Below are 14,516 nucleotides of genomic sequence, written 5' to 3' on the forward strand. Positions count from 1 at the left end.
AACTAAAAATGTCTTCATTAAATGATTTACTAAAACCTTTAAGACCAACAAGAGCTTTTAGAAATGCAAAAGAGACAAGTCAAATAGAAGAAGAAACACTACTTACATATCAAGTATATACACATACATTTGCATATTTATATATTACACAAGAGAATATTATAAAAGAGTATAAAGTAGCATACAAGGGACAAGCATATAATGAAACATTTCTTGATATATACTTTATAGATGAAAACAATCATAAATTAGATTTTATTCCAATAGAAAAAGATAGTGAAATAAAAATATCTTATAGTAATTTTAAACTAAATATTACTAAAGATAAATCTATAATAGATAAATTAGATAAAACTACTATAAAACCATCAAATATAGGGAATATTAAAGAAAAAGCTTTTTATAGTACCGAAGCTAGTAGATTAAACTTTAAAAGTTTAGATATAAAAGAACCTATATTTAAAAGCTATTCAAATCATAAACCAGATTTAAAGAGTGATAAAAACATAAATATTTTTTGTGTAATAGATGATATATTAGGAGAGATTGAAGATAGATATTTTGAACTTGAAGATAGTTTTAAATATGCTTATAAACTAAATAATAGTTATATATCAAAAGTTCAAGAGATAAATAGTTATCCTGTAACTATTACATCAATACTAGATTATTTTTATTTAAAAGAGAAAGATGAGAAACTTTTAGAAGAGCTTGAAGAGAAATATAAAAGAGTTGTAGAGATATATCTTACAGATGAAACTATAATAAAAAATATATTTGTAAAAGATAATGGAAAACTTGATTGGATATTTGAAAAAGATGAGTTTGATACAGGATTAGCTTATATATTAAAGTTTAAACAAATAAAATATAGTTTATTTGAAGAGTTTGAGATAAATCCAGCAAATAAAAATCCGAGTACTTATTATAAAATTGATAAAAATAGATTTCAAGCCGTAGGTTATAACTTCTCTTATCATACAAGAAATTCAAAAGATTATCTAAAGAGTACTATATTTTTAGATAATAGTGATTCAAAATTTACTTTAATAAAAGATAATGCAAATGAACTATTAGCAAGTGTAATATTTGCAACAATATTTAGTGAGAAGTTTGATGAGTTATTAAATAATGAGATATTAAATCTTGCAAAAGAGATAGATAAGATTTTACAAAAACTAAAACCAACTCCATATTTGAATGATGATAAAAAGGAAGATTTAAAAGCTGAGATAAATAAAAATGAAATCTATAAAGAGGTCTTATCTTTAGAAGAGAATAATGGGAAAGATAGCTATTTAGATGATTATGCTAGATTGGATTTGGTTTGTAGAAAAAATTCATTTACTCAAGAAGGAAAAATAGTAAAAGAACTCTTTAAATCAAACTACCTTCATTTTCCAACAAAAGAGCAAAGTAATGATAAAGAAAATAGCCTTTTATCAAAACTATTTGGGTTTTCACAAGGTAATGAAATAGAGTTTTATAAAAAAGCAAAAGATAATAATGAGTTTAGAGTTCCAAAAGAGATTTTAGATGAGATAAAAGCTTTGCTTGTAAGTGCTGAATTAAAATATATCTTAAATACCTATAAAGAGATAGAGTATGAAAAAGATGAAGAAAAACTATCCTATATTTTAGGACTTAAAAATATAGTCCATCTTCTTTGTGCTTCGAGATTAAATATAGATGAAGAACAAGAAGTAAATAATATCTTTAGTTCTGAACTAAAACATATATTGGAGTTTGAAGAGTATATTATAGAACAAATTAAAACACTAGATGAAGATACAATAGTTAAAAAAATCACAGATTATAAAATCAATCAAGCCCATAGTTATTTACTTCAAAAGTCATATATATTTGCAATGCTAAAAGGAAAAGAGTTTAGAGCAAATGCAGAGAAGTTTGAAAAAACTTATAAAAAAGAAGCAAGTAAAATAGAAAAAGAAATAGATAAACAAAATGAACCAAAACTTCATAGATTTGCAGAAGTAGAAAAAATAAAGATAATGAAAGAGAGTTTTGAATTTATAAAAAATGTTGAGGGTATTACTTCAAAAGTAGAAGAAGCTTTAGATAAAGTTTTAAAAGATGAACAATCTAAAACTAAACACGAAACTATATTAAAATACCAAGCAAGTTTAAAAAACTTCTCAAATGTTTTTGCAGTTTTAAAAGTAGTAGATTTTTTAATAGATGAAAAAGATAAAAAGCTTATAGATTATGCAAACTTTGCAAATGATACTATTGTACTATTTAAAATAGTTAATAGTGTTTTAAAAATATCAAATAGTATGAAAGAGAGTGATTTTATAAAAGCTGTTATAAATAAATTAAAAGGTAAAAATATATTTATAAATGTAATAAATCCTGTTAGACTAAGTATATTTATGCAAATAATTATAACTGTTTTAGAAACTGTTGATTATCAAGAAAAAAGAGATTTTACAGCTACAAATTTAACACTCTTCTCTTCATCTTTAATTATAATTGGTGGATTTGTATCTACTCCTTTGATATTTGTAGGAATAGTATTACTAATAGCAAGAGGACTACTAGAAAGTAGTGAACTAGTAATATTTTTAAATAGGACAATATTAGCAGTAGATAGAACAAAATATAGACCATATTTTTTAAATGAAGCTTTTAAGAATAGTGATAAAAATATATATTTAGAATTAGCAACTCCTAAAGAACTAATAACTTATATAGGAGAAAACTATAAAGATAATAAAGATATATTTAATTTAGCTTTTAAAAATGAATTACAGTTTTTATATACTACTTTAGTTGGTATGAAGTTGGAAATTGATGAGAGAGTTACTCATAGAATAATTAGTGTTAGTGGTGTAACAAAAAAACTTTATAAAAAAACTATCTTAAAAATTCCTGCTTTATTAGTAGATGATGATAAATTCAAACTTATATTAAATGATTTCTCTTTTTTAAAGAATAAAGAATATTTTAATAAAGAGAGAGATTATTATTTATTTGATTTAGATAAGCTTGAATTAAATAGTTTTGAAAAAAATATATTAAATGCTAATAAAGTAAAAAATGCTAATTTAGAAATAATATCTTCTATCGTAAATCTTAAATATAGTTTTATATACGATACAAATATTACAACTGACCCAATGAGCAGTTGTTATTTAAATATAAAATATTTTAAACAAACAAATTTCAATAAATAAAAAAGGTCAAATAATATGAAAAAATTAATTACAATAACTTCAATTACAATTATTTTATGTACATTAGTAATATTTGGAAATAAAGTTTATATAGAAGAAAAAACTAAAAAAGAAGCAGAAAAAAAAGAGGCTAAAGATAATTATGATTTAGAATGGATTAAAAGAGATGTAGATAATTATATTCGTCAAGAAAAATATGATGATGCTTTACACTTAATAAAAAGGTCAAATACAATAAGACCAACAGGGAAAAATAGTGATAGTGCTTGTACAGTATATAGTGCAAAAGGTGATTTTAAAGAAGCTATAAAATGGTGTAAACAAGCTGTTGATTTAGGATATGAAAAATCTATTACTGGTCTTGGCTTAGTATATAATAGTGCAAAAGATTATGATAATGCTATTATTTGGCTTAAAAAAGGTGATGAGTTAAAACAAGATGGAGCTGCTACAAGTTTAGGATTTGCATATAATAGATTAGGAAACAAAGAAGAAGCTTATAAATATTATAAAAAAGCTGTAAAAGATTTCCCAAAAAGTGTTTTAGCTGTAAGTAACCTTATTCACTTCTATCATAATGATTTAAAAGATAATGTAAAAGCTAGTGCTTGGGCTATTGCTGGAGTTAATAATATATTTGATGCCTTAAGTGTTACAGAATTGCTAGTTGGAGACTGGGAAATACCTTTAGAAGATTTACAAAAAGGATATGAGTTACAATTAACTTCTGATGAATTTCCTTATAACTATGAACAAAAGGAAAGAAGATTAGGAATGCTACATAAAAGTGGTTACGATGAAAGATTAGAGAGTTATAGAAAAAAGAAACAAGAAAATAATAAATAAATGTCTTCATTAAATGATATAGTAAAAGATAAAAAGCTTATAGATTATACAAACTTTGCAAATGATACTATTGTACTATTTAAAATAGTTAATAGTGTTTTAAAAATATCAAATAGTATGAAAGAGAGTGATTTTATAAAAGCTGTTATAAATAAATTAAAAGGTAAAAATATATTTATAAATGTAATAAATCCTATTAGATTAAATATATTTATGCAAGTAATTATAACTGTTTTAGAAACTGCTGATTATAAAGAAAAAAGAGATTTTACAGCTACAAATTTAACACTCTTCTCTTCATCTTTAATTATAATTGGTGGATTTGTATCTACTCCTTTGATATTTGTAGGAATAGTATTACTAATAGCAAGAGGACTACTAGAAAGTAGTGAACTAGTAATATTTTTAAATAGGACAATATTAGCAGTAGATAGAACAAAATATAGACCATATTTTTTAAATGAAGCTTTTAAGAATAGTGATAAAAATATATATTTAGAATTAGCAACTCCTAAAGAACTAATAACTTATATAGGAGAAAACTATAAAGATAATAAAGATATATTTAATTTAGCTTTTAAAAATGAATTACAGTTTTTATATACTACTTTAGTTGGTATGAAGTTGGAAATTGATGAAAAATATGAAAAAATCTTAAGAGAAAAGAACTCTTATTTCACTTCTTTAGGAAAAAAACTATCTTCTTTAAATATTACAAAACAAACTAATTTGAAAATCCCAAAAATATTAATTGATGATAGCTTTAAACTATTTTTAGATAATAGAGCTTTTGATACTAAAGAAAATTCAGATTTATTTATAAAGCATAATGATGATGTTCTATTTGATTTATATAGATACTATGATAAAGGAATTCATACTATCATTTTAAAATCTTCAATGGTAAATTTAAAATATGAGTTTGAATATAAATACTCTTATGATTATGATTTATATGCAATTAATAAAAATCCTCAATCAGAATATTATGAAATAAAAAACTTTAAGCAAACTAGCTTTAAATAAAAAGGAAAAATCTTATAAAAAATATATTTAAACTAATAATTTTAATTACAATAACTTTAAACTTTGCAGCTTGTGAGCAAGAAAAAGAATATGCCAATCCAGAAAATACAAGAAAAGCTTATTTAAAACATAAAGAAGATGCGGAAAGAGATTTTCCTAAACATACTGATATGGAAGAACCAGCTGAAAGAGATAATGAATTAAGACAGATGGGAATTAATAATCTTTGGTATCAAGCCGTACAACACGGAAAACCAGAAGCAGCAACGCAAATAGCAATGGCATACTATGAAAAATTAAAAGATTATGAGAAAGCTATTGAGTGGTTAGAGTATTCAAACTCTATTAAACCAACAGGAAAAAACTCAGACCAAGCTTGTACAGTATATAGTGCAAAACGTGATTTTAAAGAAGCTATAAAGTGGTGCAAACAAGCTGTTGATTTAGGATATGAAAAAGCTATAGCTGGTTTAGGTGTTGTATATGCTAGAGATAAAGATTATGAAAATGCACTTGTATGGCTTAAAAAAGGAGATGAGCTAAAACAAGATGGAGCTGCTACAAACTTGGGTATGGTGTATAGCCAATTAAGTGGTATAGATAATTTAAATAAAGAGTATTTAAAAGAAGCAGAAAAATACTATTTAAAAGCTATAAAAGATTTCCCAAAAGATTATGTAGCTGTAAGTAATCTTGTAAACTTCTATCATGATAAGTTAAAAGATAATGTAAAAGCTAGTGCTTGGGCTATTGCTGGAGTTGGTAATGTTTTTGATATTACAAGTGTAGTAGAATTATTAGCTTATAATTGGTGAATTCCTGTTGAAGATATTGTAAAAGGTAGAGAATTACAATTAACTTCAGATGAGTTCCCTTATAAAAATAATGAAGATTTATCTATTTTTACCACAAAAGATTATGAAGATGTAATAAAGTACATAGACAATAAAAAGAAAAGAGGCTTTTATGATGAAAACTATAATTTAAAATAAAAAATTATCAAATAAAATATGGCTTTAGAAATTATTCTTGTAAATGAAAAGAATAAAAAGCTTATAGATTATGCAAACTTTGCAAATGACACTATTGTACTATTTAAAATAGTTAATAGTGTTTTAAAAATATCAAATAAAGAAATCCCGTCTCATACTGATATTTTAAATTAATATCTTCTTTTATAAATCAAATCTAAACTTTGAGTTTTTTCCTCAAAACCTAGTTCTACATTCCAAAGTTTTGTGAGTTCTCTCATCAAGACTATTTGTCCACCTTGAGATTTATTTTTTAGTACAACTTTATTTTTTTCACCAATATTTTTTCCTATATGAGTCTCAATATATTGAGTTGTTGGGTCATATTGAAAATATATCATATCAACTCCCAACTCTTTTGCATAATCTTTTGATAGTTCATTTAATAAAAATAGTGAAGCTTGAGATTGTTTACTTTGTAAATTTTTTGAATCACTTGCAAAGTTAGTTCCAAAAATCAAATAAGATAAGATATCTTTTTGATTCATCATTGGATTTGAGTTTAGATTAACCCTTGGATTACTCAAAGTTCCACTTATTAAAATAGAGATTTGTATATCCTCAACTTTTGTAGAAGCTTTTATATCTAAAATTGGGTCTATTTGCTCTAATCCTTTAAAATGGATACTTGAATCATCAATAGTATATGTTTTTCCAAGTTCACTAAATGTTCCTGCTACATCGTGAACTGAACCATAAATTCTAAGAGATTTTGAGAACTCTTTTTTTATATTTAAAGCTACTTTAGCTTTTAAATCAATATTTTTTACACTATATTTTATATCATCTGATTGTATCGAAAGGTCTAAAGCAATATTTTCTAAAAAATAATCTTTTTCTATTAATTTTTCTTTTTTTGAAACTATAATAATATCTTTATCTTTACTAATACTAAGAGCTGGGATATTATAAAAAGCTTTTAGTTTATCTACTTTTATATCTCCTGAAATTAGAATTTTGCTCTCTTCATCTATATTTATATGTAAATTTGAATTTAAAAAACCATTTCCATAAGAGCTATGTTCTAAAAATAAGTTCTTTGTAACTATATTTAAAAGTATATTTTTATCTTGTTTTAAAGTTTTTAGTAGGATATTATCAAATTCAAAATTTCCATTAAAATTAGAGATATTAAAAAATGCAGGTTTTAAAAGAGTAAAGTTTTTTTCTAAATTTATATCATAAACTTTTCCTATAATAAAATCTAGTTTATCAAAAACAATAGTTTCATTTTTTAGTTTCCCTTTTATATTTATTTTTTCTAAACTCTCATTTTCTTGTGATATTTTTGGACTAGATAGTTCAAAATCTATACTATTTGGAGAGATTTGTAAACTACTATCAACTGAACCCAAAAGATTTAAAGCTGGTATTTCCAAAATTTTATTTAGTTCAACTTCAAGATTTTTAAGCTCTTTTATATTAGTTTTTATATTTGTAACTTCCTCATTTTTATCTATATTTGCAACAATTGAACTATTTTTTACTGTGGCTTCAAAACTATCTTTTTTTGTTTTAAAAATTGAATTTATAAAAAATGAGTCATTTAAAACTAAATCTGCATTTAAAGAGAGATTTTCTTTAAACTCCCCTTTTATTTTTCCCTTAATCTTAGAGATTTTTATACTTTTGTCAAGTTCATAAAAATTATTTGGGTTTAAGTTTTTTATATCTAAATCAAAAATAATTTTCTTAAAATCTTTACTATCTAACTTTAAATTTACTATATTTGACTCCAAATCTAGTTTGAAAATATCTTTTTTATATGAACTATTTATCTTTATATTTCCAATTTCTTTTAGATATAAGTTTGCAAAAATATCTATATTTTTATTATCTATTTTTACAGCACCATTTAAAGGTAAATCCTCTATTTTCAAAATAGTTTTATCAATACTTATTTGGTTTGAAGCTAAAACATTTTTAAATTTTATCTCTTTTAAATTTCCAGTTAAATTTGATTTTATTTCAATATCTCTTTGTAAAGCTTCATAAATACTCTTTTTTATAGTTGTTTTTAAATCTACATTGAAATTTAAACTATCTATATCATTGTTTAGCATTTTTGCTTTTGCTTCTATATTTGAAAATATTTCACCATATTTTAAATTTGAATTTAGGCTAGAAATCTCAAGATTTGAGTTTTTAATATCATAATTTCCTAAAAGCTTAAAATCTTTGATATCAAATTTTTGCTCAATATTTTCAACTTTTAATTGTTCACTATTTATAGAAAAATCTACTTTTTCCAAATTCCCTTTTGCTTGAAGCAAAAATAGAGATTTTACATACTCTTTTAAATCTATTCTTGATTCTATTTTATAGTTATTGTTATCTAAATTTATATCTGCTTGTATATTTGCTAAATTTGATTTTATATTTGTAAAAACATCTCCACTTATAGTATCTTTTAGGTTTGAACTAAGATTTTTTGCTTTTAAAAATACCTCATCTATTTTTTGCTCTTCATAAGCAAAATTATAAAGTGTTGCTTCAAAATTTTTTATAAAAAGAGAGAATGGAATATCAAAACTACTCTCCTCTTTTTCTTCTTCCTTAGGTTTATTTAGCTCATTTATAAATAAAAATAGCTTATCTCCTAAAGTTATTTCTTCTATTTTCAAATCATAAATATAAATCTCTTTTACTAAAAGTGATAAAAGACTAGGTTTTATATATAAACTTTTAGCTTTTACCATATCATCATAATTTAAATTTTCAACTTTTATTCCACTATATAAACTTCCTTCTACCTTACTATATTTTAAAGGAAATTCCGAACTTACATATTCAAATATTTTTTGTGTTAGCTGATTTGAAGTTATAAGTGCTAAAAAAACTACAAAAAATAGAGCAATTATCGTAAAAAATAGATATTTTAAAACTCTTAAACTTCTCAAAATACTTGTCCTATTCCTATATGAAATACAAATCCACCATTATCAACTGGAAAACCAAAATCAACTCTAAATGGTCCAATAGGAGTATAATATCTAGCTCCAACTCCATAAGAGTTATAAAATTTATCATTAAATTTATTCTCTTCAAGACTTAACATTGTAGAGTCAAAAAAAGTTACCAATCCTAAATCTTTATTTAAAGCATATTCAAACTCCAAACTACTATCAATCATAGATAATCCACCATAAGGTTTGTCATCTGGGTCTTTCTTTCCTACTTGCTGATATGAGTACCCTCTATTACTATAATCTCCACCTGCAAAAAAGTGTTTAAATATAGGTAAATCTTTATTTAGTGTTCCAACAGTAGTTTTAAATGAACTTGTAAATTTATCAAAAGTTTTTATATATCTAAATTCACTTTGAGTTTTTATATAATCCATTTCACTAGCTATTAATTTACTCCCATTTTCAATATAAAAAGATAAATAATAACCATTTTTAGGATTTAAAATATCATCTCTTCTATCAAAAATTGTTTGATAAAAAAATGAATTTAAAAGATAACTACCACTTTTATACTCTTGTAAATCTGATTTTATTGTAGAGTGTTCAAGTAAAACTCCAGCAGTATGTGATAAATTCCAAAAATCTTTTGAAAAAGATAGTTTTTCTTCAATCTTTTTTTGGGAGTAGCTTTTATAGTTCATATCTTCATAAGAGATATCATTATTTAAAGAGATATCATCACTTATAAAATATGGGTTATAAATATTGTTGTAAATATTATAACCTTCACTATTTATCTTTGTTCCAATTGTAAATTGTTTTAAATTTCCTAAAAAATTCTCATTTTTATATTGAGCTTTAAATCTTGCTTTTGTATCTGTATCATAACCAATACCATAAGTTGTCTCTCTATAATCACCTTCAATTAATTTTATATTTATAGGGATTATATCTTCTTTAGTGTCTAAATTTGGCTCAACTGATATATATTTGTAAATACCAAAATTAAAAAAGTTTTCATAAGTTTTATCTATTAAAGTAGAACTATACTCTTGATTCTTTTTATATTCAATATTTCTTTGCAAAAGTTCATTATCTACATTTGCATTATTTTGAATATTTGTCTCACCAAAATATTGTAGATTATTTTTAGTTATTTTATACTCTAAATCAACTTTGTAATCATCAATATCAACATAAGCTTTTGCATCTAATATTGCTTTTGCATAACCTTTTTCATGCAAATATTTATATATATATTTTTTAGAGTTTGTAAAATTTGAAGATTTAAAACCTTCATCTACTTTTAACTCTATCAAATCTTTAAATTCATCATCAATTTTTATAGAAGATATTTTTATCTGTTCATTCTTTTTGATATCAAAATGTGCTTTATCTTCATCTATTGTATAAGAGACTAAAGAGTTATAAAAACCTAAACTCTCCATATAATCTTCTAACAACTCTCTACAAATCACTATATCACTCTCTTTAAATACAGGATTCTTTTTCCAGAATTTATAAAAACTTGGATATGAGATATCACAAACTTTTTCAAGATTTGATTTAGAAAAATCTCCTAAAACTAAATCAATATCTCCAGAGAAATCAATAGTTTTTATCTCTTTTGCAAAACAATTTAAAAATAAAATTCCAATAATTAAAAATATTTTAAACAATTTTTCTCTTTATTTTAAGATTTTCCTGAACTCTACTTAAACTACAAATAATTCATATAATTTTATGTTCAGTTGCTGAAATATAAATTTTAAAATCTCTCTTTTTTGAAATATCTTATCATTTTATAACTTTAATCTCTAATTCTAACAAATCTATTTAAGCTTCATTCTTGCAAATTCAATGGCATTAAGAACAGCTTTTTTTGCTTGTGGAGAGTTCTTCCAACAGCTACTTCCTAAAACATCTGAAACAATCTGTGTTATCTCTTCTACACTACTATTTGATAACTTTTCTAAAGAATCTATACCTATTTGCTCAAACCTTTTTATAACTGTTTCACCTACAAATTTTACTTTTAAAAGCTCCTCTTTCTCTTCTTCTAAAAATGGCATAAACTATCCCTCTTAATATATTTTTCTAATCTTTTCAAAATACAAAATTTTTTTGAAATTTTTATCTATTTTCGTAAATATTCTAAAGTACTACTTATAATATCGTCATCATCTTTACTTCTTGATTTAATACTCTCTTTTACTCCATCAGATTTTACAAAAGTTATATTTGTTTCATAAGAGCTTATTTGAGTTATACCTTTTTGTAAAGCTAAAATCTTTATTAAAATCAGCTCCATAAACTGTTTTGTAGGAGTATCAAGTTTTCCAAATCTATCTTCCATCTCCTCTTCTATTTCATATAAAGCCTCTTTATTTAAAACCTTGCTTAATCTTCTATAAAGTTCTAATCTAATTCTATCTTCACTGATATAATCTTCACTAATATATGCTGAAATTGCTAATTTTATATCTATATTTTGTTCATTTGACTTAGTTTCACCACTTAATACGGCTAGTGTATCTTCAAGCATTTTTAGATATAAACCATACCCTATTTGCTTTATATGTCCACTTTGTTCAGCTCCTATGATATTTCCACCACCTCTTATTTCTAAATCCTGATGAGCTAAAGCTGTTCCACTTCCTAAATATGAGTTTGACTCTAAAGCAACTAATCTTTTTATAGCTTCGGGAGTAATCTTACTTTTGTCTTCAACTACATAGTAGCAAAATCCCTCTTTGTTACTTCGTCCAACTCTCCCTCTTAATTGATGTAAATCAGCAATTCCAAATCTATCTGCTCCATCAATTATTATAGAGTTTGCATTTGGAAGATGAATCCCACTTTCAACTATTGAAGTTGCTAATAAAATATCAAACTCTCTGTTTTCAAAATTCTCTATTATCTTTTCTGCATCAGAGGGTTTTATTTGAGAGTGAATAATATCTATTTTTATATTTGGTACAATTTGTGATAAATCTTTCTTTTTTTCTTCAATAGAAGCAATATTATTATGTACATAAAATAGTTGTCCACCTCTTCTTTTTTCTCTTAAAATAACCTCTTTTATAAGTGCTTCACTATACTCTTTAACATAAGTTCTCACTCCTAATCTTTCACTAGGAGGTGTAAGAAGAGAACTCATACCTTTTAGTTTTGATAAGGCTAAATTTAAAGTTCGTGGAATTGGAGTTGCACTCATAGAAAAAATATGTACATCTTCTCTAAGTCCTTTTAATTTCTCTTTTTGTTTAACACCAAATTTATGCTCTTCATCTATTATGACAAGAGCTAAATTATCTGTTTTTATATCTAATAAAGAGTGTGTTCCAATAACAAATTTTATGCTTCCATCTTCTAAACCTTTTTTGATAGAAGTTTTCTCTTTTGTACTGGTTTTTCCATCTAGCTTAAAAACATCTATACCAAACTCTTTAAATCTTTTACTTATTGAGTGATAATGTTGAGTTGCCAAAAGTGTTGTAGGACATACAAAAATAGCCTGATAACCACTATTTATAACAGCAATTAAAGCATTCATAGCAACTTCCGTTTTCCCAAAACCAACATCACCACTTAAAAGCCTATCCATAACTTTTCCACTGCTTATATCAGCAAAAATCTCATTTATACTTCTAGTTTGATCTTTTGTATATGTAAATCCAGCTTTTTCTTGAAATCTTTTTATTAAATAGTCATCTATAAAGATTTTTATTCCATTTACAAGCTCTCTAGCAGCTGCTAGTTTTATAATATCATTTGCTATTTCAAAAAGTCTATCTTTTACTTTTTCTTTAAGTTTTGTAAAACTTCCACGACCTAACTTATCAACTATTGCATAAGATTCCCCATCAGCTACATATCTATCAATAGTATCGATATTTTCAACAGGAATTAGAAGCCTATCTTCCCCTTGATAATGAATTACCACAAAATCTCTTTTTGCACCCATAATTGAAACTGGCTCTATTCCCTTATAAATACCAATTCCATGCTTTTCATGAACAACAAAATCATTAATTACTAATTCATCAACAACTAGTTTTACTCTTTTTTTCTTTCTTTTTTTAACCTCTTTATTTAAAGAAATTATAAGTTCATCACCGCTCATTAGGTTTATTATTTCATCACTAAAATGATATTTTATACCCTTTTCATCAAGTGGAAGTTCAAGTGCTTTAATTCTAGCTTCGCTAGTAGAGATTAGAGTAATTTTCTTATCTTTATGAAAAGAGATAAACTCTTTTATATTTTGTGGAGCTATTTCCTTATAATTTTTACTTGAATATATTTGAGGAATAGTAAGAAACTTATCTTTATTTAATCTTTTCTCTTCAAAAATATATGCTTCATCAAGCTCATTCAAAGCTTCTTGAGTTATAAAAGAGTTCATATTTTGAGGTAAATAGTATGCAAGATTATCTAAATACCAAAAACCTAAAGAGTGTATATCTTTTATAAAAGCATCACTTGAACTTAGTTCTACTTTTTGGCTAAGTTCTTCAAAATTATCATTACTTAAAGCCAAAAAAGCAGGAGTTATAGTAATACTTTCTAGCTCCTCTTTTTGAGATTTTTGATCTTCTATATCAAATTTTCTAATACTTTCAACTTCATCATCAAACAGACTTACTCTATATCCAAAATCACTTCCAAGTGGTGCTATATCAAAGATATCCCCTCGAATAGATACTTCTCCTGCACTTGTAACAATATCAACAAAATAGTACCCCCAAGAGTAAAGTTTTTGTTTAAACTCTTGTAAATCTAATTTATCAGCAAAATTTATTTTAAGTTCATCAAAGCACTCTTTTTTAGGCATAGGAAAACTGATAGTTCGTAAAGGAGAAATAAGGATTTTATCCTCTTTTTTGTAAGTATAAAAATCTTGCAAAGTTTTTGTAATATCTTGAAGTTCATCACTAAAAGAGAGTAAATCATCTTTGAAATTTGCTCTAAAATCAGCCATTACAAAAGGTTTAAAACCTAAAAAAGATACTATGTGAGAAGCTATTTGAGCTTGTGTGTCATCATTTACTATTAAAAGTTGGCAATCTTTTAATCTTTTTTCATTTTTTAAATTTTTTAAAAACTCATATATATTTTTCACTATTTTTTATCTTCACTTAATTCAAAATCATTTGTATTTTTATCCCAAATATAAGGTGGATACGGAGTTTCATTTAGTAAAAAAACAATTGAAGCATCTTGGAAACCACTTTTTTGTAAACCTTTTTTAAAAACTTCCAAAATATAAGCTTTTGTTGCCATAGTTGTAGTTGTAGAGTTTCCTGTATATACAAAATCCTCATTTTCAACTTTTATAAAACCCTCTTTTTTTATATGTTTTTCAAACTTCTCTCTATCTTGTAAACCATCTACTTCTAATAAAACTAAAACATCAATTGTAATCATTGTAAACCTTAAAAAAAATTGCAAGATTTTATCATATAAAAGTTTTATGCCCAATTACTACTAAAAAGCCTATTTAT

General features: G+C 24.6%; 10 protein-coding genes. 5 read left to right on the plus strand and 5 right to left on the minus strand.

Annotated elements, in window-relative coordinates:
- The first annotated feature begins 8 nt into the window (after positions 1–8).
- The 5 genes from AFAEC_RS08960 to AFAEC_RS08980 all read left to right on the plus strand — a co-directional run bounded on the left by AFAEC_RS08960 (position 9) and on the right by AFAEC_RS08980 (position 6,235).
- The gene (locus AFAEC_RS08960; protein ID WP_172658648.1) at positions 9–3,197 is read left to right on the plus strand and encodes a ligand-binding sensor domain-containing protein; all 3,189 of its coding nucleotides are present in this window, start codon (positions 9–11) and stop codon (positions 3,195–3,197) included.
- 15 nt (positions 3,198–3,212) lie between these two features.
- Positions 3,213–4,043 carry a tetratricopeptide repeat protein gene (locus AFAEC_RS08965; RefSeq protein WP_026806906.1) on the plus strand — a complete coding sequence of 277 codons (831 nt, stop codon included), beginning with the start codon at positions 3,213–3,215 and terminating at the stop codon, positions 4,041–4,043.
- Positions 4,044–5,069 (plus strand): hypothetical protein, encoded by a 1,026-nt coding sequence (locus AFAEC_RS08970; RefSeq protein ID WP_172658649.1) that lies wholly within the window; start codon positions 4,044–4,046, stop codon positions 5,067–5,069. It begins immediately after the preceding gene.
- Positions 5,070–5,239: 170 nt separating this feature from the next.
- Positions 5,240–5,884: a tetratricopeptide repeat protein gene (locus AFAEC_RS08975; protein ID WP_172658650.1), complete on the plus strand. Its 645-nt coding sequence runs from the start codon at positions 5,240–5,242 to the stop codon at positions 5,882–5,884.
- Between the two features lie 195 nt (positions 5,885–6,079).
- On the plus strand, positions 6,080–6,235 hold the full coding sequence (locus AFAEC_RS08980; protein WP_154656339.1) for a hypothetical protein: 156 nt from the start codon (positions 6,080–6,082) through the stop codon (positions 6,233–6,235).
- Here the strand turns inward: AFAEC_RS08980 and AFAEC_RS08985 are convergent.
- The 5 genes from AFAEC_RS08985 to AFAEC_RS09005 all read right to left on the minus strand — a co-directional run bounded on the left by AFAEC_RS08985 (position 6,232) and on the right by AFAEC_RS09005 (position 14,439).
- Positions 6,232–9,000 carry a translocation/assembly module TamB domain-containing protein gene (locus AFAEC_RS08985; RefSeq protein WP_026805263.1) on the minus strand — a complete coding sequence of 923 codons (2,769 nt, stop codon included), beginning with the start codon at positions 8,998–9,000 and terminating at the stop codon, positions 6,232–6,234. The genes AFAEC_RS08980 and AFAEC_RS08985 overlap by 4 nt on opposite strands.
- Complete coding sequence (locus AFAEC_RS08990; protein WP_026805262.1) at positions 8,997–10,688, minus strand: autotransporter assembly complex protein TamA; 1,692 nt, start codon at positions 10,686–10,688, stop codon at positions 8,997–8,999. The genes AFAEC_RS08985 and AFAEC_RS08990 overlap by 4 nt, the downstream gene beginning before the upstream one ends.
- Positions 10,689–10,841: 153 nt before the next feature.
- Positions 10,842–11,081: a hypothetical protein gene (locus AFAEC_RS08995; protein WP_026805261.1), complete on the minus strand. Its 240-nt coding sequence runs from the start codon at positions 11,079–11,081 to the stop codon at positions 10,842–10,844.
- Positions 11,082–11,146: 65 nt separating this feature from the next.
- The gene (mfd, locus tag AFAEC_RS09000) at positions 11,147–14,134 is read right to left on the minus strand and encodes a transcription-repair coupling factor (protein ID WP_026805260.1); all 2,988 of its coding nucleotides are present in this window, start codon (positions 14,132–14,134) and stop codon (positions 11,147–11,149) included.
- Positions 14,134–14,439, minus strand: coding sequence for a hypothetical protein (locus AFAEC_RS09005; protein ID WP_026805259.1), 306 nt, complete (start codon positions 14,437–14,439; stop codon positions 14,134–14,136). The genes mfd and AFAEC_RS09005 overlap by 1 nt, the downstream gene beginning before the upstream one ends.
- Positions 14,440–14,516: the final 77 nt, after the last annotated feature.

The organism is Aliarcobacter faecis (assembly GCF_013201705.1).
Lineage (GTDB): Bacteria > Campylobacterota > Campylobacteria > Campylobacterales > Arcobacteraceae > Aliarcobacter > Aliarcobacter faecis.

Excerpts from the sequence above, each read along its gene's own strand:
- AFAEC_RS08975 (WP_172658650.1), top strand. The coding sequence starts at position 5,240 with ATGGAAGAACCAGCTGAAAGAGATAATGAATTAAGACAGATGGGAATT.
- AFAEC_RS08980 (WP_154656339.1), top strand. The coding sequence starts at position 6,080 with ATGGCTTTAGAAATTATTCTTGTAAATGAAAAGAATAAAAAGCTTATA.
- AFAEC_RS08970 (WP_172658649.1), top strand. The coding sequence starts at position 4,044 with ATGTCTTCATTAAATGATATAGTAAAAGATAAAAAGCTTATAGATTAT.
- AFAEC_RS08960 (WP_172658648.1), top strand. The coding sequence starts at position 9 with ATGTCTTCATTAAATGATTTACTAAAACCTTTAAGACCAACAAGAGCT.
- AFAEC_RS09005 (WP_026805259.1), bottom strand. The coding sequence starts at position 14,439 with ATGATTACAATTGATGTTTTAGTTTTATTAGAAGTAGATGGTTTACAA.
- AFAEC_RS08965 (WP_026806906.1), top strand. The coding sequence starts at position 3,213 with ATGAAAAAATTAATTACAATAACTTCAATTACAATTATTTTATGTACA.
- AFAEC_RS08995 (WP_026805261.1), bottom strand. The coding sequence starts at position 11,081 with ATGCCATTTTTAGAAGAAGAGAAAGAGGAGCTTTTAAAAGTAAAATTT.